The organism is Bacteroides helcogenes P 36-108 (assembly GCF_000186225.1).
GTDB lineage: Bacteria > Bacteroidota > Bacteroidia > Bacteroidales > Bacteroidaceae > Bacteroides > Bacteroides helcogenes.
The window spans coordinates 3,686,883-3,707,908 of record NC_014933.1 but is presented as its reverse complement, the minus strand read 5'-3'; the positions used below and the strand labels follow the sequence as shown (position 1 = coordinate 3,707,908).

Sequence of the window (21,026 nt, the reverse complement as noted above, 5' to 3'; positions counted from 1 at the left end):
TATAAAACTATTATCTTTGCCTTGTCTAACAAGATAAGAATATGAATGGGATAAGAAAGATAAATACCATCCACGCTTACAATGAATATATGGGCGTGGAGACGCTACATCCATTAGTCAGTGTCATTGATATGTCAAAGTGTACTCTTAGAGAGTTTCACCGTATGAATTATGGTCTGTATGGCATTTTTTTGAAGGATGTGATGTGTGGACCATTGCGTTATGGTATCAATTACTATGATTATCAGAAGGGAACAATCGTAGCGGTTGCTCCGGGGCAAATATTCGGCGTAGAGAGCGAAGGGCCGATTCAGCCCAAAGGGTGGGCTTTGGTCTTTCATCCGGATTTGATCTACGGGACAGAATTGGGACGCACAATCAAAGATTATACATTTTTCTCATACGATGCAAATGAGGCTCTGCACATTTCTGAAAAGGAGCGTGAAATCATCGAGCAATGTTTTGTCAATATACTGACGGAACTGAATCGTGAAATAGACAAACATACCAATAGCCTGATTGCACGCAGTATCGGAATGTTGTTGGATTATTGTATGCGCTATTACGACCGCCAGTTCATTACTCGTGGGAAAGTCAATAAAGATGTCCTCACACGATTTGAGAACCTGTTGGATGAATATTTTGAATCAGGTAGACTTTGCATAGAGGGTGTTCCGTCTGTTTCTTATTGTGCAGGAAAGGTGTTTCTGTCCCCCAACTATTTCGGTGACATGATAAAGAAAGAAACCGGGAAAACTGCGCAGGAGTATATTCAGTTGAAGATTATAGATCGGGCTAAACAATTATTGGCGGAAGACGTATTGTCTGTCAATGAGATAGCCGAAGAATTGGGATTCAAATATTCCACCCATTTCACTCGCCTGTTCAGGAAGTGCGAGGGGATGTCACCCTCTGAATATCGGCGGAGTTGCTGACAGTGTTTCCTACCCTTGCCACACACACCCTATACCTTATCTTATATTAAAAGCCTTTTTATTTACACAGAGGTTACTACTTGACTATCTTTGATTTCATAATCAATACAGATAAGTTTATGTTCTACAAGTTGAGCTGTGCCGGTAAGGGAGCTGATACGCCTGAAGAAACTGGCTTGGATCAAATTTCGGCTATACGTGTGCAGTTTGTGTCCGAACGGGAAGAAAAAACCTCGGCAGATACTTGCGTGTATCGGGCGATGATGTGGAATTGGTGGAGATGGGTGGAAAACAGATCGGGAATGAGTAGATATTATAAGTTTTCGGAGTCAATTGTTGCAGTTTCTGTTTTTTTGCTATAATTTTACAAATCCTTAAAGAACACTCTTTCCGCAAGGTCATGTCTTATTGAATAGAGGCAAACAAACAAACAAGCATCCGTGAACAAAACATTCTCACATATCACTACCCTGTTGTTGTGTACAGTATTTCTGCAGCTTATGCCTCTTTCTGCCCAAAACAATGTCTATAAGATAGACGACTCACTCTATCCCTACCTTGTGAAATGTACCAAAGCCGTCCGTAGTCCGCAAGTGCTCCTCATGGCGGATACCCTCTTCCACATGGCGGAATGCAAGGGTGACCAGAAGGCGCAGTGTCTGGCTCTGCATCAGAAGGTGGATTATTACTACTACAAAGGTAATCTCTCTGCCTTGCAAGATGCCGTCCGTACGTTGCGCGGCTTTGCCGTCCGCACCCCCTTTCAGCAATACGTGTTCAGCGGATGGAACCGGATTATCGCTTATTGGAAGATGAAGGTGATGTACGTCAAGGCGTTGGAGGAGGTGAACGACTATCAGGCGGAAGCCCGGCGACTGAACAATCCCTATGGAATAGGTTTCTCCTTTCAGCACTTCAGTTCCATTTATAAGATGCAGGCCAGCTATGAACTGGCGATGAAGTATGCGGTTCAGGGAGCCGAATACATAGAACAGCACGGAAATCCGGGGGATGCCGTCAGCCTCTACCTTACGGCGGGTGAATCCTGTCAGATGTTGCGTGATGACGCCAAAGCCCTCGGCTATCTCAAGAAGGCGCTTTCTCTGGCTCCCGACCCTACAAGACGGGTGCAACCGCTTTGCTATTTAGTGGGGCTTTATCTGTCATCCGGTTCTATGCAGGATTTGGTAGAGAGCAAGAAATGCTTGGACGAAATGAATCGGATTACGGAGAAACATCCTGTATTCGGTGGTATGCTACTTAATTGCCAGATGGGAAATGCTGATTATTATATGGCTGTCGGAGATTATGAACGGGCTGCCACCATAATAAATACTCTGCCTCACGACAATATTTCATATTTCGATTGCATGAAGAGGCTTAGCCGGTTGCAGGGGCGGTATGAGGAATCATTGAGCTGGTGTGACAAGTGCGACTCCATAAAGAGAAACGAGGATGATGTGGAGCGCCACAGGATGCTGACGGAATACACCGCCCGCTTTGATAATACCCGGCTGGAAACTGAGAAAAACCGTCTTGCCTTGCAGAACAGCGAGATGCGCATTCGTCAACTGGCTGATGAGCACCGCTTGATGGAAACCGACAAGGAACGCGACCGGCTGGCATTGCAGGCTACCGAACTGAAATTGAAGAACTCCGACCTCGCCTTGAGGCAGCGGATGATTGAGGTGGAACGCAACCGCACGGAAGCGCTTCATCAACAAGAACGTGCTGCATCTGCTGAAGAACGAGGACGCATGCAGATGTTTATCACCTCGGTGCTTCTCCTCCTGTCCGTCAGTCTGATAGTCTTTATCTTTGTCTATACGCTGCAAAGGCGCAAAAGCATTGTTCGTCTGCAAAAGGAGAGGAATATTGCTTTACGTGCCCGAAACGAGTCTGAAGCTGCCCGCAAAGAGGCTGAACATGCCCGTGAGGTAGCTGAGTATGCCAACCGGCAGAAGTCTATTTTTCTGCAAAATATGAGCCATGAGATACGTACACCTCTCAATGCTATTGTAGGTTTCAGCGATGTGGTGAATTCCGAGGAAGATCTGGGGCTGACAGTGGAAGAACGTGCCGACTATCTTAGCCTTATTCATACCAATACTGAACTCCTCACGACGCTTGTGAATGATGTGCTCGACCTTTCTAAATTAGAAAGCGGCTCTTATGCGCTGGCGCTGGCTCCCACATGTATCAGTGACTTGTGCCATGCTACGCTCCGAAGTATCGCCTCGCGTGTTCCGGATGGAGTGCAGCTAAAATTGGATGAGCCTGAGGATGCTTCTTTCATCTCCTTCCTTACCGACGCCGTGCGCCTGCAACAAGTGATCACCAATTTTCTGACCAATGCCTGTAAATATACTGACCGAGGCAGTATTACGTTAAAATATCGTATCCAGGAAGACGGTGGTATTGTATTTTCTGTTACAGACACAGGCTGCGGAATCTCTGAAGACAAGGCGGAAATTGTCTTTGGACGCTTTGAGAAGCTGGACACCTTTAAGCAAGGCACGGGACTGGGGTTGAGCATCTGCCGCCATATAGCCGAATTGGTAGGCGGACGAGTCTATCTGGACACCACCTATACTGGGGGTGCTCGTTTTGTATTTGTGCATCCGGAATTGAAACAACCTGTTGCATGATTTCGCTTTTTGAAAAGCTTATCATAATAAATTGCCGGTTAGTAGTTAAGAACCGAGAGGTATGGATGAATTTCAAATGAATCAACTTTCGTAAAGGCGCAAAGGGTGTTTATAATATCTATGAGCATAATCTGAATCTTTATCAGCCTTCCAAGCAGGTGGTGACCGAGTCGGCACTGAATATGCCGAAGGGGAGACACCGGAAGGCGTGATAGGGGGCTGCTGAGACTTCTTGAAACTTCTTGAAGAAGAAGCTGTTTATAGAAAAGCACTTAAATAGTACAGATGCAGAAAGTGCTTATTTCACTTCGTTCTGCTGAAATGTGCTTATATATGATACACGAAAATTGAACTTTTGGGATTAAGAAAGAGGATGACCGTTTTTCAATGCTATACTGAACCCTACTCAGTCGTATAGTGAATGCCATTGAGTCGTATACTGAACCCTATTCGGTAGTATAGTGAATTGCCCCTGCTTTAGAAGATGTCCTGGGAGGGATAGGAACTTTCCTATTTGTGCTATACGGTACAATATTTCTTGGAACTTAATTTGGCAGTAAAATAAATGATAACTAAAAACACAAAATAACAGCATTGTAGAGATTGATAAGAATAGCTGTATTCATTATCAATCATTTACCTTCCCATCTTGTAGAGATTGATGCAATATTGCTTTTCCTTATGTTTTATTCTCTCCTGTTCCTTGTAGAGATGCTGATTTTGTAATCGACTGTTTTATAGTGATTTAAATAAAAATGTTGTAGATGCCATTTTCTTGTATTCTCTTGCATCGTACCCTAACTTTGCAACATCGAAATTAAGAAAGCGTATGGCTTAATCGTTGAGGCCTCACGATGAAACTTTCGCTTTTTTAAGCAAGATAAAAGAGAGTATATATACATTATTATTGATCATTTTAAACATTACGATTATGGCATTTTTTAGAAGAGTTCAGAAGAAAGTAAACAATTTGTGGTATCCTCAATCTGTAACAGTGTTGAAACCGGTAACTACCCGTGAAGTAGCTGATGAATTGGCGGCACTCTCTACAGTGAGCCGTGGTGATACATTTGCTATCATGGAGAATCTTGGACGGGTATTGAGTGGTTATATGGGAGGTGGACGTACTGTGAAATTGGATGGTGTGGGTACTTTTTATTATACTGCTGCTTCTACCAAGAACGGTGTGAGCAATAAAGAGGATGTAAGTGCCTCGCAGATTATCGGGGTTCGTGTTCGCTTTATTCCTGAGGTAGAGCGTAACAGTGGACGTCAGGTGACTACCCGCAGCATGGTGAACACCAAGATAGCTTGGGAAGAGTGGGGCAAGACCTCCTCTTCTACTACTACCGGCACTGGTAGTGGTACTGGTGATGGTGGTGACGAAAATGAAAACCCCTTGGGATAATCGTCACCTCACGGTCTCACGTCATTTGCATTTCTGTGCATAGTTTGGCGCAATCAATCAATGCCCCTGCATGACTTTCCGGTCAGGCAGGGGCATTATTGTTGTTCGCCCGGCATGTGTATATTCTAACGGGTGCAAGTCCCTAACGCAGTATTAAGGCTTATGAACGTGGATTAGATTGCAATACAAATCAAATTCCCATAGCTATTCGGAACGTTCGGAGTAAATCAAGCGGGTATAAGATGGAAAGAATGTATTCTTAACCGGGGAGGTCTCATAGGCGACTAAGAATGTATATATGGAAAAGTTGGAAAGAGGTTGCATCGTAAATAAAGAACCGCCGTATGCCGAACGGCACGTACGGTGGTGTGAGAGGTCGGAAAATGAAAGTAGGAAGAAAACTTTCATTTTCCTCCTACTCGATTTTATTTCAGTAAACCGGAATTATTCTGTAACTTCAGCACCCCAGTTTTCCTTAGACAAACGTTTGTAGCTGTTGTAACGCCACTTAGCATTATCTTCGGCAGCCTGGAACAGTTGTTCTGCCTCCTGCGGATATTGTTTCATTACGGAAGCGTAACGAACTTCACCTTTCAGGAAGTCCTTGAAGCCTGTCCAATCCGGCTCTTTGCTGTCTAACGTGAACGGATTCTTGCCTTCTGCTTCTAAGGCCGGGTTGTAACGCCATAAGTGCCAATAGCCACACTTGACTGCTTTTTCTTCCTCAGCCTGACTCTTACCCATACCGGCTTTCAATCCGTGGTTGATACACGGAGCATAAGCGATGATGAGTGAAGGACCATCATAAGCCTCAGCTTCGCGGATTGCTTTCAAAGTCTGTGCCTGGTCGGCTCCCATAGCAATTTGGGCAACATATACGTAACCGTAAGTTGTAGCCATCAGACCGAGGTCTTTCTTGCGTACGCGCTTACCTGCAGCGGCAAACTTGGCGATAGCGCCTACCGGAGTAGCCTTAGAAGACTGACCGCCTGTGTTAGAGTAAACCTCAGTATCCAGAACGAGGATATTGACGTCCTTACCGCTGGCGATTACATGGTCGAGACCACCGTAACCGATGTCGTAAGAAGCACCGTCACCACCGATAATCCATTGGCTGCGTTTAACCAGATATTGAGACAGGCTGGCAATAGTCTTGCAGTTGTCACATTTGTCTTTGGCAGCTTCTACCATAGGAATGATCTTTTCAGCAAGTTCCTTCGTCTTGTCTGCATCGTACATATTCTCAATCCATGCTTGGAATACTTCTTTGTATTCGGCCGGAGTACCTTCTGCTGCGATTGCTTCTTCCATAGCCTTCACGATACGTGCACGCATCTTTTCGTTAGCGAGCTCCATACCCAGACCGAATTCGCAGAAGTCTTCGAACAGTGAGTTAGCCCAAGCCGGACCATGACCCTTTTCGTTCTTAGTATAAGGAGTGGAAGGTACAGAACCGGAGTAGATAGAAGAACATCCTGTAGCGTTAGCAACCATTTCACGGTCGCCGAACAACTGAGAAAGTAGTTTTACGTACGGAGTCTCACCACAACCGGAGCAAGCGCCGGAGAATTCAAACAGCGGAGTTGCGAACTGAGAGTTCTTAACGTTAGCCTTGATGTCAACCAAGTGTTGTTTGCTCTTCACGTTTTCTACGCAGTAAGTCCAGTTGGCAGCTTCCGGCAATTGGCCTTCAAGATGTTTCATTGTCAGAGCCTTGCCACCCTTTTTCGGATTGCCCGGACAAACGTCGGCACAGTTGCCGCAACCCAGACAGTCGAGAACGTCAACCTGAATACGGAATGTCATACCGTCAAATGCCTTACCCACAGCCTTCAGTTGAGTGAAGTCAGCACCTTTTTGCTCTTCAGCGTCGAGTACGAATGGACGGATAGAAGCATGAGGACAAACGTATGCACACTTGTTACACTGGATACAATTTTCAGCATTCCATTCAGGAACGAATGCAGCTACGCCACGTTTTTCATATTTTGCTGTTCCCTGATGCCAAGTACCGTCTTCGATGCCTTTGAATGCGGATACCGGTAGAAGGTCACCATCTTGTGCATTGATAGGACGAACTACCTCATTGATGAATGCAGGGTCATTATTTTCTGCTTTTGCTTCATCTGACAGGTTGGCCCAAGCCGAATCAACGGTAAGTTGCTTGTATTCGCCACCACGGTCAACGGCTGCATAGTTCTTGTTTACTATATCTTCACCCTTCTTACCGTAAGACTTAACGATGAATTTCTTCATCTGTTCAACAGCCAGATCAACAGGTATCACACCCGTAATGCGGAAGAATGCTGACTGAAGGATTGTGTTGGTACGGTTACCCAGACCGATTTCCTGTGCAATTTGAGTTGCGTTGATATAGTAAACGGTGATATTGTTCTGAGCGAAATATTTTTTGACCTTATTAGGCAGGTTCTTTGCCAGTTCTTCACCTTCCCAAATGGTATTCAGCAGGAATGAACCATTCTTACGCAAACCACGTGTGACATCGTACATATGCAGGTAAGCCTGAACGTGGCAAGCCACAAAATTCGGAGTGTTTACCAAATATGTAGAACGGATTGGAGTATCACCGAAACGCAAGTGAGAACAAGTGAAACCGCCTGACTTCTTGGAGTCATAAGAGAAGTAAGCTTGGCAGTGCTTATCTGTGTTGTCACCGATAATCTTTACGGAGTTCTTGTTAGCACCTACTGTACCGTCAGCACCCAAACCGTAGAACTTAGCTTCGAACATTCCTTCGCCGCCCAATGCGATTTCTTCTTCTTGAGGAAGAGAAGTGAAAGTAACATCATCCACAATACCGATAGTGAAGTGATTCTTCGGCATCGGCATAGCCAAGTTTTTGTAAACTGCAATGATTTGTGCAGGAGTAGTATCCTTAGAACCCAAACCGTAACGGCCGCCTACGATAACCGGAGCATTTTCTGCACCATAGAAGCAGTCTTTTACATCGAGATACAACGGCTCACCGTTAGCACCCGGTTCTTTTGTACGGTCAAGTACGGCAATCTTCTTGGCAGTCTTGGGAACGGCAGCAAGGAAGTGCTTGGCAGAGAACGGACGATACAAGTGAACTGCAACCAAACCTACCTTTTCGCCATTGGCAACGAGGTGGTCGATGGCTTCACGGGCAGCTTCCGTTACAGATCCCATAGCGATGATTACGCGTTCTGCATCTTCAGCGCCATAGTAATCGAATAAGCCATATTTGCGGCCTGTGATTTTAGATATTTCGTTCATGTATTCTTCTACAATGGCAGGAACTGCTTCATAGTAGTTGTTGCATGATTCGCGATGTTGGAAGAAGTGGTCGGGATTTTCAGCCATGCCACGGGCTACCGGATTTGCAGGATTCAGTGCACGCGTACGGAATTCAGCCAACGCTTCCTGGTCGATAAGCGGAGCGAGATCTTCGTTTTCCAACATTTCGATCTTTTGGATTTCGTGAGAAGTACGGAAGCCGTCGAAGAAGTTCATGAACGGAACGCGAGACTTGATAGTAGCCAAGTGAGCAACACCTGCCAAGTCCATAACTTCCTGTACAGAACCTTCTGCCAACATAGCAAAACCGGTCTGACGGGCAGACATAACGTCTTGGTGATCACCAAAGATACACAGTGCATGAGAAGCTAACGTACGGGCTGATACATGGAATACACAAGGCAGGAATTCTCCGGCAATCTTGTACATATTCGGAATCATCAGCAACAAGCCTTGTGAAGCTGTGTATGTGGTTGTTAATGCACCGGCCTGCAAAGAACCGTGAACAGCACCGGCCGCACCGCCTTCCGACTGCATTTCCTGTACCAATACTGTTTCGCCGAAGATGTTCTTGCGACCTGCGGCAGCCCATTCATCTACGTACTCAGCCATCGTAGAAGAGGGGGTGATGGGATAAATAGCCGCTACTTCGGAGAACATATACGAGATATGTGCAGCAGCCTGATTACCATCACAAGTAATGAATTTCTTCTGTTTAGTCATAACTAAATTGAATTTATTAAGTAAAAAAATCTCTCATTTAATATAAGAAACCGAACAACCAGAGAGGAATCAGGTTATTCCGGCCTATTTCCGCCTTGTGCAATGCATAAGTCATACCCGGATTATTTTTTATCTTCATGCCTTCCGGACAGATTCTGAACGGCATCACCTCATCTACCATGAACGAGATGTTTTTATCACCTTTGTTCACTTTGTGGTCTTTCCACATTGTATTTGCAAAAAATGTATCGAGCACATCCTGTTCTTCCACTTTCACGGGATAGATGGAGTACATCAGATTTGAATTGTGCATCATTATCTTTGACGGTTTTTTGGGGAACTCTTCTCCTTTGGGATATACCATATTGATAAGACGTGCGTCTGCCAGATATTTGATGTAGTTCATCACAGTGGCTCGTGATGTCTGTATATCATTAGCAAGCTGGCTTACGTTCGGAGCTTTCGGACCGTCTAATGCCAGCAAATATAACAATTTCTTTATTTTTGAAAGGTATTTCAACTCTATTTGTTTGATGAGCAGGATATCTACTTCCACCATCATGTTCATGGTCTTGAGCAGGTTTTCTGAGAAGTTGCGTTTTTCGAGGAAGAAAGGATAGAAACCATGATGCAAATAGTCCTGAAAATAATCCAAAGGGCGTACTTTGGAAAGAATTCCTTTAGCGATTTGTTCGTGGTTACTTAGGATTTCTTCTAATGAATAAGCGCGGAACTTCATGTCTGTTTGCAGGTTCAGGTATTCGCGAAAGGAGAATCCGCGCAGGTTATAGCTCTTGACAATGTCGCGTAACTCCAGGTTTTCTTCCTTCAAACGCATTACGGAGGAGCCGGTAAATACAATTTTCAGGTTCGAGAAACGATCGTAGCACATGCGAAGTTCTTTACTCCAGTCAGGATATTTGAATACTTGATCTATTAGCAACACCTTTCCTCCGCGGCGTTGGAATTCGGCGGCAAACTCTACGATACTGTGTCCGGCAAAGTAGAAGTTGTTCATGTTGATGAAGAGGCAGGAACGGTCAGTGCCGAATTTTTCTTTGGCATATTGCAGTAGAAACGTGGTTTTACCTACACCACGGGTTCCTTTAATGCCGATAAGTCGGTCGTTCCAGTTAATCTCATCCATGAGATCCCGGCGGACGGGGGCATTCGTGTGTTCTACAAGATAGGCGTGTGTACGGTAGAATGATTCCATGCTATGACATTAGTTTATCGGGTGGCAAATATACACCTTTTTTGTAGAATTGCAAAGTAGAGATGGCAGATTATTATATATCTTTGCACTCTCATGCAAAAAGAGGGTAATAAATTAATAATTGAAAGATGAAGCTCTATGTGTTCAATCCCGATGCGGACATGGCGTTGGGGAATAATGAAGAAAACTATATGCCCCCTGCCACAGTCCGCCTTATGACGGAAGATTTGGCTTTGCTGCCGGTGTGGTATGCCTCTCCGGGCAGTGCGGTGCTGGCCGCATCGGCCTGTAACGCCGCTTATCTGGAGGAGATGAAATGTCTTTTCCCATTATCCGTGGAGCTGGTTACCGAACCCGAACTGACAGAACGTCCTGATGCGCAAGTCTCCCCGTGGGGGTGGAATCCGGCATTGCGCAAGCGGCTGCAGAGGGCGGGATTGCCCGAACGCAAGTTGCCGGAGAAAGATGAGCTTGAGACTTGGCGGCGGCTTTCTTCCCGTGAGAAGGCGATGGAGGTGATGGGCGTGTTCGCTTCTTTGAGGAAGGATGAATATTGCGGAAGTTCTTATCGTCTGTCGTGCCTTTCCGCCTGCAGGGAGTTTGTAGAGGGGCATGATGCCTGTGTGCTGAAAGCTCCTTGGTCGGGCAGCGGCAAGGGGCTGAATTGGTGTAAGGGCGTTTTCACCCAATCCGTAGGGGGCTGGTGCGAACGCGTCATCAGGGAACAAGGGTTCGTGTCGGGGGAGCCCGTCTGCCATAAAGTAGAAGATTTTGCGATGGAGTTCTTGTCCGACGGGCACGGCAGGGTGTCGTTTGCCGGTTATTCTTTGTTCTCAACCAATAAAAGCGGTGCATACAGCGGCAATGTGCTGATGGCTTCGGAGGAGATAGGACGGAGAATCGCGGGATATGTTTCTCCGTATGCGTTGGCAGACATACGCGAGAGGTTGTGCGGCATGCTTTCGGATATATATGGTGCGGCCTATGCGGGCTGTATAGGAGTGGATATGATGGTCTGCCTGTTGCCGGACGGGCGGTATGCCGTTCATCCTTGTGTGGAAATCAATATGAGGATGAATATGGGGGTGGTGTCTCTGCTGTTTCAAGAGCGCTTCATGGCTCCGGAAAGCGCAGGCCGTTTCTCCATCGAATATTATCCTTCCAATGAAGAATTGCGCGAGAGGCATGAACAAGACCGGACGGCATATCCTTTGGTGGTAAGGGATGGGAAAATGCTGTCCGGCTATCTTCCGTTGGTTCCGGTAACGGTGAAAAGCCGCTACCGGGCATACGTCAGAGTTTGATGTTAGGGGAACGGCGCCGCCCTTACTCTGTGCTGTTGCTGTCTGTGCCTGTCCCGTGCTGTTGCTGCCCGTGCCTGTCCCGTGCTGTTGCTGCTTGTACCTGTCCCGTGCTGTTGCTGTCTGTTCCTGTCCCGTGCTGTTGCTGCCCGTGCCTGTCCCGTGCTGTTGCTGCCTGTTCCTGTCCCGTGCTGTTGCTGTCTGTACCTGTCCCGTGCTGTTGCTGCCCGTGCCTGTCCCGTGCTGTTGCTGCCCGTGCCTATCCCGTGCTGTTGCTGCCTGTGCCGAATCTTGTATTGATGGTTATCCGCCCTTTCTGCCCTGCGGACAGGGCGACGGTGCTTCAATGGCTTTATAAGCAACAGGGGCATTTCTGCCCCTGTCTCTGTGTGGTCTATCCCAAGGGATTTTCGTTCTCATCGCCGCCTCCGCTGGGTGGGGTGACGGTTCCGCCGCCTCCGGTGGCACTGCCTTTGGCGCGCTTGTAGTCGGAGAGGGAGGTGTAGCTGATGCCGTCTTCGAGCACTCCGCCGTTCTGGTACTGGAGGCCTTTGACCACGGATTCACGCAGCTCCTTGGATGGGGTGAACAGCACGCGTGCCTCCTTTATCATCTGTCCGGCGTTGAACTGGTTGATGTCGTCCACGCCCTCGCTCTTGAAGGTGATGCGCAGCGTGCCCAGCGACCCTATGCGCACGATGTGCCCTTGCAGGAGTTGCTGCTTGGCATAGTTGCCCAAGAGTTCGAGGGCACTTTCCAGTTCGAAGGGTGCGGTGGTGGTGTTTTCGGTGGCGGCGCGGGTCATGGTCTTCACGTTCTGTGCTTCGTAGGAGACGGGGATGGCGTACCATTTCTTCGGGGCATCCTTCTTGGCGGGATTGCCTCTTTTCACAAGTTTGTAGTTCTGCATAATGATGTTGCAAGTTTTTTGGTTGATAAATCCTGATTTTGTTTGATATGTATCGGTAGTGGACGGAGACGGACGATGCTGTCCGGCATGTGCCACTGTCCATGAGAGTCCGCCCGTGGGGATAGCAAGGGCGTGGGGAGCACCGGAACAAGTCCGGTCAATGAGAAAGCGGTGCTCTCAGCCATGATGTGGGCAGTGCTTTCTTGTGCGATGTGAGCATTGCTCTCTTGTATGGTGAAAGCAGTTCTCTCTGCTGCGATGTGAGCATTGCTCTCTTGTATGGTGAAAGCAGTTCTCTCTGCTGCGATGTGAGCAGTGCTCTCTTGTGTAGTGTGAGCAGTGCTCTCTGCTGCAATGTGAGCAGTGCTTTCTTGTGCGGTGAGAGCAGTGCTTTCTTGTGCGGTGAGAGCAGTGCTCTCTGCTGCGATGTGAGCAGTGCTTTCTTGTGCGATGTGGGCAGTGCTCTCTGCCGCGATGTGAGCAGTTCTCTCTGCTGCAATGTGAGCAGTGCTTTCTTGTGTGGTGAAAGCAGTTCTCTCTGCTGCGATGTGAGCAGTGCTCTCTTGTATGGTGAAAGCAGTTCTCTCTGCCGTGATGTGAGCAGTGCTCTCTGCCGCGATGTGAGCAGTTCTCTCTGCTGCAATGTGAGCAGTGCTTTCTTGTGCGGTGTGAGCAGTTCTCTCTGCTGCGATGTGAGCAGTAGTCTCTTGTACAGTGTGAGCAGTAGCCTCTTGTGCAGTGAGAGCAGTAGTCTCTTGTGCAGTGTGAGCAGTAGTCTCTTGTGCAGTGAGAGCAGTAGTCTCTTGTGTGGTGAGAGCAGTAGTCTCTTGTGTGGTGAGAGTAGTAGTCTCTTGTATGGTGAGAGTAGTAGTCTCTTGTATAGTGAGAGTAGTAGTCTCTCCGGTGGAGCCTTTGGTATGCCGTTTGCAAGGGCGCCGGGGTGTCTGTCGGAAGGAGCCTGGCAGTGGCATCCGCCGTTGCTTCTTCTCTTGTCTTTCATTCCAATCTGTCATAGCTCTGATGCCGGGACGGGCCGGTTATTGTTTGTTGCGCCCGGCTCCATTTTCTGCTTGCACGGATCGGTTCTTGACTTGGACAGGCTTTCCGTTGTAGGGTCTTCGATTGTCCTTTTCTCCGGTTCCCTTGTCAGGCTTGGGTCTTGCTTGCCGGGGAGCGTCTCTTTCTGGGGGGAGGTGGCTTCTTCTTTGGCCACGGTGATTGACTTCACGGCCTGAAGTGTTTCGGGATGGTTGAGGGGGCTGACGGTGAAACGGGTGTGGAAGGTTGCCGCTATGCTGAAGAGCATCGGCGGGAACCACAACGGGGCGAAGGCGGCGTAGGGCAGCCCTGAGATTTCTGTCGAAAAGGCGGTGTAGCGCCGGAATGATGCCCGGAGGCTGAGCCGGATGTCTCCGTCGGAATGGCAATTGTCTGTCTTGCCGGGGGAGGTGTGGCGGTGGAACATGTGCATGTAATGGGTGGGCAGCTCCTCGCGCAGCGCACGGCGGCGGGTGAGGAGGCGTATGTCCGTCGGGGTGATGCGGGGCATGCGCAGGAAGAAGCAGCAGATGGCCGCCCCCGACAATATGCCGGGAAGGGTATGCATGGACGGCAACGCGTGGATTTCTTCTATCATGGGTGTGCGGGGTTATGGGTTTGTCAATGGCTCTGGCAGGGCGTGCTTTCGTTGCCGCAGCGGTCCACTGCCGTGACTGCGAAATATCTCACGGCGTTCCAGGGCAGTATGGGCGCGTAAACATATTCCGTGCCTTGTATCCGCTGTGCCAGGATGTTTTCGGGATTGGCGGTGTCCACCGGATAAGAGTCCGAACCATAGACTACGTAGGTGGGTTCGTTGCGCTTGTCATTGTCGGTGGAAGGCTTCCAGCGCAGCAAGGTGTAGCCGTCGGCCGGCCTCTCTATGCCGAGGCTTGAGGGGGCGGTGGGAGGTGTGCCGTCGATCCACGGCATGGCGGGTTGCAGGGCGGGGGCGGTGTAATAGCTGTCTTTCAGTATGCCGTATAGGTTGCGGGTGTCGTCCATCAGATACTTTACGCGATAATGTGCTTCTCCGGCCAGCCCGTGCGTGCGTACAAAGTTTATCTGTCGCTCTATCTCGTCCGTGCTCCAGTCTCCCTCGTCGGGGTGGAGGAAGTAGATGCCCAGTCCGGGGATTATCTGCCGGCCGTTGCTTTGCTCTTTCCAGTCGAGGGCAAAAGGGTAGAAGCCGTTTCCACGGAAGTACATCATGGGGTATATCTGGTCCTGAATGCCTTCGCCCAGCCATCCTTCGACATCTTGATAGACGGTGTGGAAGGCGTTCCAGCCGCGGGATGAGTAGCGGGATGTGTCGCGGTATTTCCCCACGGGACATGTGCTTACCTTTACCCACGGTTTCATGGCTTTTACACCTTTATATATATAGCGCACGATTTCGGTAAGATTATCCCGTCTCCACTGGGCAAGGCTGCGTCCGTTGCCGTACTTCCTGTAATCATAACCGTCGGCAAAGCGGGGGGCGTTTTCCGGATAACGCAGATAATCGAAGTGCACTCCGTCAATGTCATAGCGTTCCACCACTTCACGGACAAGGCTCATGAGGTATTCCTTGGTTTGCGGGTGTCCGGGATTGAGAAAATATTCCTGCTTGTAGGGCACGCAGATGGCAGGTTTTCTTTTGGTTACGGATTCTTTCCCCAAGGCGGCTACATGCTTGCGGTTGCCCAACGGAATGGTTACCATCCATGCATGGCATTCCATACCGCGCTTGTGGCATTCTGCCACCGCAAACGCAAGCGGGTCGTAACCGGGATTTTTGCCGGTCTTTCCGGTCAGGATGGAGTTATAGGGTTCGATGGAAGAGTCATAAAGCACATCACCGCGGGTACGTGTCTGAAACAACACTGTGTTGAAGTGGGCGGCTTTCAGCTTGTCCAGTATCTCGATAAGTTCGTCTTGCTGCCTGCGCATGCTTTCGGGGGTGGTGGCGCGCGTCCGGGGCCAGTCCAGCCCATACACGGCAGTGACCCATGCGGCGCGCACTTCGTATTTGGGAGGCTGTGCCGCAAGCGGCAGCAGGAAGAGGCTGTATAATAAAGTGAGGAGTATTCGTTTCATACAAAATGTTTGTTGTAAATTCTCATTTACTTCTTCTTTTCTGTTATATTTTGCGGCGAAGATAAGCAAAACGCTTGATAAATGCGCGGAGTTTACTTAGAAACTATTACATTTGCACGCATTAAAAGCATTAACACGCCATGATTACATTTACGCTTTGCCTGTTGGCACTGATAGCCGGTTATTTTCTTTACGGACGCTTCATCGAGCGTGTCTTCGGCCCCGATGACCGCAAAACGCCTGCCTTGACCCGGGCCGACGGGGTGGATTATATCCCATTGCCCACATGGAAGGTCTTTATGATACAGTTTCTTAATATTGCCGGTGTGGGTCCGATATTCGGCGCGATTATGGGGGCTATGTTCGGAACGGCTTCCTATCTTTGGATCGTCCTCGGTTCTATTTTCGCGGGAGCAGTGCATGATTATCTTGCCGGTATGCTCTCCCTCCGTCATGGCGGAGAGAGTCTTCCTGAAATTATAGGACGCTATTTAGGATTGACCACCAAGCAGGTGATGCGTGGCTTTACGGTTATCCTTATGATGCTGGTGGGGGCGGTGTTTGTCGCTTCTCCGGCAGGTCTGCTTGCCAAACTGACGCCGGGCTGTCTGGATAATACTTTCTGGATTATCGTGATTTTCGTGTATTATATTTTGGCTACCTTGTTGCCGGTTGACAAGATTATCGGTAAGGTTTATCCGTTGTTTGCCATAGCTTTGATTTTTATGGCGGTAGGGATATTGGTTATGCTCTATGTAAAGCATCCCGCACTGCCGGAATTGTGGGACGGATTGCAGAATACTCATCCGAAAGCTGCCGGCAATCCCATCTTCCCGATGATGTTCATTACCATTGCCTGTGGAGCGATTTCCGGTTTCCATGCTACGCAAAGCCCCCTTATGGCACGTTGCATGACCAGTGAACGTCACGGACGCCCTATCTTCTACGGGGCAATGATCACAGAGGGCATCGTGGCACTTGTATGGGCAACCGTAGCCACTTACTTCTTTCATAAAGAAGGTATGGGGATTACGGATGCTTCGGTGGTTGTGTTCGACATCAGTAAGGGGTGGCTGGGAGCTATGGGCGGCGTGCTTGCCATATTGGGAGTGGTTGCAGCACCCATTACCAGTGGCGATACGGCTTTCCGTTCGGCACGCCTTATCGTCGCCGATTTTCTGGGACTGGAACAAAAGTCCATGCGGAAACGTTTGTACATCTGCATCCCCATGTTTGTGATAGCCGTGGGATTGCTGCTTTACAGCCTGCGTGACGCGGATGGCTTTCAGCAAATCTGGCGTTATTTCGCATGGGCCAATCAGACGCTTTCTGTCTTTACGCTTTGGGCTATCACCATATATCTGGTGAACGCGCGGCGCAATTATTGGGTGACTTTGTTGCCTGCCCTGTTTATGACTGTTGTCTGTGTCACTTATATCTGTTTTGACTTGCGCAGATATGTCGAAGTGTCTTTACCTCAGAATATGCCGTACCTTGTCGGCCTGTTGTCCTTGCTGGTATCTGCCGTGTGGTTCACGATGTGGAAACGCAAGCAGACACCGGAACGAACGAAACATCTGTAAATACCAAGAATAGTGAAAAGAATAAAGAAATCTACCGGGCTGACCGCAGCCCTGCTCATTTATGTCACCGCAACTGCTGCTTATTTCCTGCCGCGTAATACCGTGATCAGCGATACGGAGAAATATGTCACTGTTGCAGTTTCTTATGTCATAGTCTTTGTGCTGTGGCTTGTGCTCCGTAAGAAAGAGGAGTTGCAGAGAAAACGGCGTGAAGGAGATGATGAATTACATTGATTACTTACTCAAAAACTGAAACAAGATGAAGAAGATTGTATTACTCGTTTGCTTGCTTGTTGCTACAGTGGCAGCACAGGCACAGTTTGAAAAAGGAAAATGGATTGTGAACCCTTCCGTTACGGGACTTGAATTGTCGCATGACACAGGCACTAAAAAGACCACGTTCGGGTTAGAGGCCAAAGGTGGGGCTTTCTTGGTGGATAACGTGGCTTTGCTTGTCAATGCCGGCGCTCGTTGGAACGATTATGGCGGTGATGTGGATGTCTATTCTCTCGGTGTCGGTGGACGCTATTATATTGATGCGGTAGGTGTCTATTTGGGAGCCAATGTGAATGTGGACCGTTGGGACTGGGGAAAAGACAATGACGATACGAAGTTCTCATTCGGTTTGGAAGCCGGTTATGCGTTTTTCCTTTCCCGTACGGTGACCATAGAGCCTGCTGCTTATTGGAATGTCAATAGCGATCGTTCCAAGTTCGGACTGAAAGTGGGATTCGGATTCTATTTTTAACCTGATTCTGCCACTTCCTCGGAATTTATTTTCTTGATATTACTTGCGCTCGTCCTATTTGCCTGTTTATACGGCATTTGAGTGCAGAACGGGGATGTGTCAAAACTCCTCTTCTATCGAAATCACCCTCGCCACAACTATCTGTGGCGAGGGTGATTTTTATCTTGTGAGAGTTTTGACACACCCTCACTTCCGTTCATAAGGGTCAAGTCCTCCTACATATTTAGCCGTTTCCCGGCCATCGTCAATACCGATTTCTTTCTCTATCAGGTAATTGAGCTTTTGGTTGTATCTTTCCGCGATTGTTTTGCGGAAGAGGGCGTCCGCTTTGTCGGCATAATACCCAAGATTATCGGTCTCGTCAGAGCCTTTTGCGAATATCTCCACATCATTGTTGTCATACAATTCTTGTAGATTGGCGGGTGTATTAAACCCTTTCGGCGAAAAATAACGTGCGAATTTATACTCTTCGTTCACCATGCCACGCAGGAACCCTCGTTTGTCCATGTGAATCTTATAGGTTCTGTCGAATGGAGACACGGCAAATTTCCCGTCAATCATCGACAGCATGTCGAATACGAACAAAGCTCCATCCATATTCCTGTGCGGCAATGAAGGATTGTCGAGCAATGGCATCATGCTTTGTCCTTTCAATGCCGAGGTAAGTTCTTTCTTATTGTCGGAATGTGTCATGTCAAGGATGGTAGGAGTTATATCAAGATGTGACGTTATGCTGTTGCACGTCCTTTTCCCTTCATATTCGGGATGATAGATGACAAGGGGTACATGGATATTGTCTTCATACATAAAGCCCCCTTTCCCTTTGAGACCGTGCGCTCCCATCATCTCGCCATGATCGGATGACATGATGATGATTGTATTTTTCAACATATCGTTCTCCTTCAGATACGCTAACAGGTGTTGCAACTGATTGTCCGCGTCCTGTATGCAGTTCAGGTAATAGTCCTTGAAATCTTCCCATCCCTGCCGGGTGAGAGGCGTGTGCCCTGTCATCTTGTTCCAATTGCTGAAGTATTCGGCATGGGCAGCCACTCTGCCTTCGGCCTTGATGTCTTCATTCACCGTGGCTGGAAGGGGAGCATCTGGATATTTTTTTGTATAGATTGCGGCAGCGGGAGCAGAGCCGGTCTCAAGAATACCACGGATACCGCCATTCCGGTAATACATGATGTCGTGCGGGTTGATGAAATTTACGGCAAGGAAAAACGACTGCCCGTCCTTATTCTTCTGTTTCCCGATGGATTGAATCCAGTCAATGGCTTCCCCTGCAATGGCAGCATCTTCTTCGTATCCTTCCTGAAAGGAGCCATGCCGGTCTTTGCCATCACTGCCGGTCTGCCAGTCGGAAAAGCCGTACTCTTCCAGCGAAGTATCATCCTTCGACAAATGCCATTTTCCTTTGTAGGCAGTGTAGTATCCCGCTTTGCGCAGTAAATCTCCCAGAGTAGGCAGGCTTCTGTCCATATCGCCCTGAAACGGGTAATTGGTGTTGTCCATCATATACGTTTCCGTGATATGGCATCCTGTGTAGATGGCCGAACGGGATGGTGTGGACACATTTGAACAACTGTAATGATTCTGAAACGTCATGCCTATCTCTCTAAGGAACTTTCTTCCCTTGTAATCGGTTCCCGTAGGGAGCTCCGGCATGTATTTTTCCTGGTCATTGAGTATAAACAGAATGTTGTAGTTCCCGTCTTTATTCTTCGACGCCTCAGGCTTTTGACTTTCATCGAGCTGCTTGTCAGAGCATCCGCATAGCGACAATACTCCGATACTCCCTTGTATAAGGGTGGAAAAAAGTTTATCAGTTCTCATTTTGCTTATGGATTATATGTTTCTACATTCTTCTCCAGATAATGGCAAGTTGTACTTGTCTTTGTGCAAAAGTATAACTGAGTCAGGAAAAAGACTTTCCTTTGGAATGAAACCACTTTCCTGTGTGTGTATTTCGCTTTCCCCTGCGTATAATACACGCAGAGAAAAGATTTCCAAAGGAACGATACGTCTCTGTTGATATGGGGCTGACCTATTTTGTCTTATAGCTTGTAGGGGATGGGAATCCTTGCTGCTTGAACGCCTTTGTCATGGCGGCAGGCGATGAAAAGCCGCATTCGAATGCAATGGCTATCATTTTCATTCCGGAGTTTTCCTGTATCATTTCTATGGCATGATTTACCCTATAGTGGTTTATCATGTCGTAGAAAGATTTATAGCCGAGCCGGGCGATTGCCTCGCTCAAATAATTGCGGTTGGAAGAGAGGGGCTTCAGCAGTTCTTCCATCGTGAGATGTGGGGAGAGGTAGATTTTCTCAACCTCGAGCTGATGGTGCAGTTGGAGGCATATTTCCTCGTATTTTTTGTCAGAAAGGCGAAATGCAGTGCCGTTGGATTTGGCTTTCCTCTCGATAATGTCTTTTTCTTCCTCCGTGAAAATGGGCTTGCGCCAAGGATTCAATGTGAAAAACACAAACCATACGTTTACTACCGTGAAGAGTACATCCCATGCAAACTTTACCCATACATTGTCTGCCCAAAAGTTGATGGCCATCAATAGGCTAATCGTAACGGGCAACCACTGTATATATTGTGCAAAGCGCAAGGGGAAATCCCTGTCATCCGAATATTCAGCCTCGTTTATTAACCTTATAGCCAGACCTATCTTCCCCGACATACGCAATGAGCGATAGAAATAGTAAATGAACACCACGCTCACGATGCCGATAAGGCAAGGGCGAAAGCTTTCCGGTAGTGATATAGTGCCGATGGCATTTAAAAGAAGAGGAAACAATGCAAGGAATGCCGGCAAGAATAGCAGGTACTCCCGTTTATGATGCACATTCTCCGGGAAAAAATAGTTTTCACACATCACCAGCATGAGCGACGGGAACATCAACGCGGAGAACGCATTGACATACAGCAATGCATCGGGAACTCCGATGTTAAAAAGATAAGGCAACTGAAATATTTGCAGCAGATAAAGCATCCCGACCAAACGCTGGGCGGGATAGAGCCTTTCAAAACTGTTGGCGTATGCTTTCGGCTTATAAAACCATTTTAAAAGGAATCCGTATAAATTGGTGAGTATAAATGCAAAGTTGGCACTATACAGCAGTAAATCGAATTTATCCATCCTC

The 21,026-nt window shown here is 47.9% G+C and carries 18 protein-coding genes; 8 read left to right on the top strand and 10 right to left on the bottom strand.

All coding sequences use genetic code 11. The features are described from left to right. Positions 1 to 41: 41 nt before the first annotated feature. From BACHE_RS15365 to BACHE_RS15350, 4 genes are all read left to right on the top strand, one after another. Positions 42 to 935 (top strand): helix-turn-helix domain-containing protein, encoded by an 894-nt coding sequence (locus BACHE_RS15365; RefSeq protein ID WP_013548633.1) that lies wholly within the window; start codon positions 42 to 44, stop codon positions 933 to 935. A gap of 119 nt (positions 936 to 1,054) precedes the next feature. Further along, positions 1,055 to 1,297 (top strand): hypothetical protein, encoded by a 243-nt coding sequence (locus BACHE_RS15360; RefSeq protein ID WP_013548632.1) that lies wholly within the window; start codon positions 1,055 to 1,057, stop codon positions 1,295 to 1,297. A 78-nt stretch (positions 1,298 to 1,375) separates the two neighbouring features. Further along, on the top strand, positions 1,376 to 3,583 hold the full coding sequence (locus tag BACHE_RS15355) for a tetratricopeptide repeat-containing sensor histidine kinase (RefSeq protein ID WP_013548631.1): 2,208 nt from the start codon (positions 1,376 to 1,378) through the stop codon (positions 3,581 to 3,583). A gap of 931 nt (positions 3,584 to 4,514) precedes the next feature. After that, positions 4,515 to 4,991: an HU family DNA-binding protein gene (locus tag BACHE_RS15350; RefSeq protein WP_013548630.1), complete on the top strand. Its 477-nt coding sequence runs from the start codon at positions 4,515 to 4,517 to the stop codon at positions 4,989 to 4,991. Positions 4,992 to 5,195: 204 nt separating this feature from the next. Here BACHE_RS15350 and BACHE_RS17650 read toward each other — a convergent pair whose 3' ends face one another. From BACHE_RS17650 to BACHE_RS15340, 3 genes are read right to left on the bottom strand one after another with little or no spacing between them, the layout of a single operon-like run. After that, complete coding sequence (locus tag BACHE_RS17650; protein WP_187289277.1) at positions 5,196 to 5,399, bottom strand: hypothetical protein; 204 nt, start codon at positions 5,397 to 5,399, stop codon at positions 5,196 to 5,198. 36 nt (positions 5,400 to 5,435) lie between these two features. Beyond that, the gene (gene nifJ, locus BACHE_RS15345) at positions 5,436 to 8,993 is read right to left on the bottom strand and encodes a pyruvate:ferredoxin (flavodoxin) oxidoreductase (RefSeq protein ID WP_013548629.1); all 3,558 of its coding nucleotides are present in this window, start codon (positions 8,991 to 8,993) and stop codon (positions 5,436 to 5,438) included. A gap of 37 nt (positions 8,994 to 9,030) precedes the next feature. Beyond that, on the bottom strand, positions 9,031 to 10,209 hold the full coding sequence (locus BACHE_RS15340) for an ATP-binding protein (RefSeq protein WP_013548628.1): 1,179 nt from the start codon (positions 10,207 to 10,209) through the stop codon (positions 9,031 to 9,033). Positions 10,210 to 10,337: 128 nt separating this feature from the next. Here BACHE_RS15340 and BACHE_RS15335 point away from each other — a divergent pair, with 128 nt between their 5' ends. Continuing rightward, on the top strand, positions 10,338 to 11,513 hold the full coding sequence (locus BACHE_RS15335) for a hypothetical protein (RefSeq protein WP_013548627.1): 1,176 nt from the start codon (positions 10,338 to 10,340) through the stop codon (positions 11,511 to 11,513). A 2-nt stretch (positions 11,514 to 11,515) separates the two neighbouring features. Here BACHE_RS15335 and BACHE_RS15330 read toward each other — a convergent pair whose 3' ends face one another. From BACHE_RS15330 to BACHE_RS15310, 5 genes are read right to left on the bottom strand one after another with little or no spacing between them, the layout of a single operon-like run. Further along, the gene (locus BACHE_RS15330) at positions 11,516 to 11,881 is read right to left on the bottom strand and encodes a hypothetical protein (RefSeq protein WP_041579492.1); all 366 of its coding nucleotides are present in this window, start codon (positions 11,879 to 11,881) and stop codon (positions 11,516 to 11,518) included. Positions 11,882 to 11,904: 23 nt separating this feature from the next. After that, positions 11,905 to 12,420 (bottom strand): HU family DNA-binding protein, encoded by a 516-nt coding sequence (locus BACHE_RS15325; RefSeq protein WP_013548625.1) that lies wholly within the window; start codon positions 12,418 to 12,420, stop codon positions 11,905 to 11,907. Beyond that, positions 12,399 to 13,433 (bottom strand): hypothetical protein, encoded by a 1,035-nt coding sequence (locus BACHE_RS15320; protein WP_013548624.1) that lies wholly within the window; start codon positions 13,431 to 13,433, stop codon positions 12,399 to 12,401. Before BACHE_RS15320 ends, BACHE_RS15325 begins: the two co-directional genes overlap by 22 nt. After that, positions 13,430 to 14,056: a hypothetical protein gene (locus tag BACHE_RS15315; protein WP_013548623.1), complete on the bottom strand. Its 627-nt coding sequence runs from the start codon at positions 14,054 to 14,056 to the stop codon at positions 13,430 to 13,432. The genes BACHE_RS15320 and BACHE_RS15315 overlap by 4 nt, the downstream gene beginning before the upstream one ends. A 23-nt stretch (positions 14,057 to 14,079) precedes the next feature. Further along, positions 14,080 to 15,537, bottom strand: coding sequence for a glycoside hydrolase family 10-like protein (locus BACHE_RS15310; protein WP_013548622.1), 1,458 nt, complete (start codon positions 15,535 to 15,537; stop codon positions 14,080 to 14,082). Between the two features lie 140 nt (positions 15,538 to 15,677). Between BACHE_RS15310 and BACHE_RS15305 the strand changes: the two genes are divergently transcribed. The 3 genes from BACHE_RS15305 to BACHE_RS15295 are packed head-to-tail and all read left to right on the top strand — an operon-like array spanning position 15,678 to position 17,868. Next, positions 15,678 to 17,120, top strand: a complete 1,443-nt coding sequence (locus tag BACHE_RS15305; RefSeq protein ID WP_013548621.1) for a carbon starvation CstA family protein — start codon at positions 15,678 to 15,680, stop codon at positions 17,118 to 17,120. A gap of 12 nt (positions 17,121 to 17,132) precedes the next feature. Next, positions 17,133 to 17,354, top strand: coding sequence for a hypothetical protein (locus BACHE_RS15300; protein WP_013548620.1), 222 nt, complete (start codon positions 17,133 to 17,135; stop codon positions 17,352 to 17,354). A gap of 25 nt (positions 17,355 to 17,379) precedes the next feature. Beyond that, positions 17,380 to 17,868, top strand: a complete 489-nt coding sequence (locus BACHE_RS15295; protein WP_013548619.1) for an outer membrane beta-barrel protein — start codon at positions 17,380 to 17,382, stop codon at positions 17,866 to 17,868. Between the two features lie 186 nt (positions 17,869 to 18,054). Here BACHE_RS15295 and BACHE_RS15290 read toward each other — a convergent pair whose 3' ends face one another. Both BACHE_RS15290 and BACHE_RS15285 read right to left on the bottom strand, forming a co-directional pair. Beyond that, positions 18,055 to 19,707 carry a sulfatase family protein gene (locus BACHE_RS15290; protein WP_013548618.1) on the bottom strand — a complete coding sequence of 551 codons (1,653 nt, stop codon included), beginning with the start codon at positions 19,705 to 19,707 and terminating at the stop codon, positions 18,055 to 18,057. A gap of 211 nt (positions 19,708 to 19,918) precedes the next feature. After that, the gene (locus tag BACHE_RS15285) at positions 19,919 to 21,022 is read right to left on the bottom strand and encodes an AraC family transcriptional regulator (RefSeq protein ID WP_013548617.1); all 1,104 of its coding nucleotides are present in this window, start codon (positions 21,020 to 21,022) and stop codon (positions 19,919 to 19,921) included. Between the last annotated feature and the right edge of the window lie 4 nt (positions 21,023 to 21,026).

What these genes read in the sequence shown, in the direction of transcription:
- BACHE_RS15350 (WP_013548630.1), top strand. Translation starts at nt 4,515, where the DNA reads ATGGCATTTTTTAGAAGAGTTCAGAAGAAAGTAAACAATTTGTGGTAT.
- BACHE_RS15315 (WP_013548623.1), bottom strand. Translation starts at nt 14,056, where the DNA reads ATGATAGAAGAAATCCACGCGTTGCCGTCCATGCATACCCTTCCCGGC.
- BACHE_RS15290 (WP_013548618.1), bottom strand. Translation starts at nt 19,707, where the DNA reads ATGAGAACTGATAAACTTTTTTCCACCCTTATACAAGGGAGTATCGGA.
- BACHE_RS15305 (WP_013548621.1), top strand. Translation starts at nt 15,678, where the DNA reads ATGATTACATTTACGCTTTGCCTGTTGGCACTGATAGCCGGTTATTTT.
- BACHE_RS15320 (WP_013548624.1), bottom strand. Translation starts at nt 13,433, where the DNA reads ATGACAGATTGGAATGAAAGACAAGAGAAGAAGCAACGGCGGATGCCA.
- BACHE_RS15330 (WP_041579492.1), bottom strand. Translation starts at nt 11,881, where the DNA reads ATGCCCCTGTTGCTTATAAAGCCATTGAAGCACCGTCGCCCTGTCCGC.
- nifJ (WP_013548629.1), bottom strand. Translation starts at nt 8,993, where the DNA reads ATGACTAAACAGAAGAAATTCATTACTTGTGATGGTAATCAGGCTGCT.
- BACHE_RS15365 (WP_013548633.1), top strand. Translation starts at nt 42, where the DNA reads ATGAATGGGATAAGAAAGATAAATACCATCCACGCTTACAATGAATAT.
- BACHE_RS15295 (WP_013548619.1), top strand. Translation starts at nt 17,380, where the DNA reads ATGAAGAAGATTGTATTACTCGTTTGCTTGCTTGTTGCTACAGTGGCA.
- BACHE_RS15310 (WP_013548622.1), bottom strand. Translation starts at nt 15,537, where the DNA reads ATGAAACGAATACTCCTCACTTTATTATACAGCCTCTTCCTGCTGCCG.
- BACHE_RS17650 (WP_187289277.1), bottom strand. Translation starts at nt 5,399, where the DNA reads ATGAAAGTTTTCTTCCTACTTTCATTTTCCGACCTCTCACACCACCGT.
- BACHE_RS15340 (WP_013548628.1), bottom strand. Translation starts at nt 10,209, where the DNA reads ATGGAATCATTCTACCGTACACACGCCTATCTTGTAGAACACACGAAT.
- BACHE_RS15360 (WP_013548632.1), top strand. Translation starts at nt 1,055, where the DNA reads ATGTTCTACAAGTTGAGCTGTGCCGGTAAGGGAGCTGATACGCCTGAA.
- BACHE_RS15335 (WP_013548627.1), top strand. Translation starts at nt 10,338, where the DNA reads ATGAAGCTCTATGTGTTCAATCCCGATGCGGACATGGCGTTGGGGAAT.
- BACHE_RS15325 (WP_013548625.1), bottom strand. Translation starts at nt 12,420, where the DNA reads ATGCAGAACTACAAACTTGTGAAAAGAGGCAATCCCGCCAAGAAGGAT.
- BACHE_RS15285 (WP_013548617.1), bottom strand. Translation starts at nt 21,022, where the DNA reads ATGGATAAATTCGATTTACTGCTGTATAGTGCCAACTTTGCATTTATA.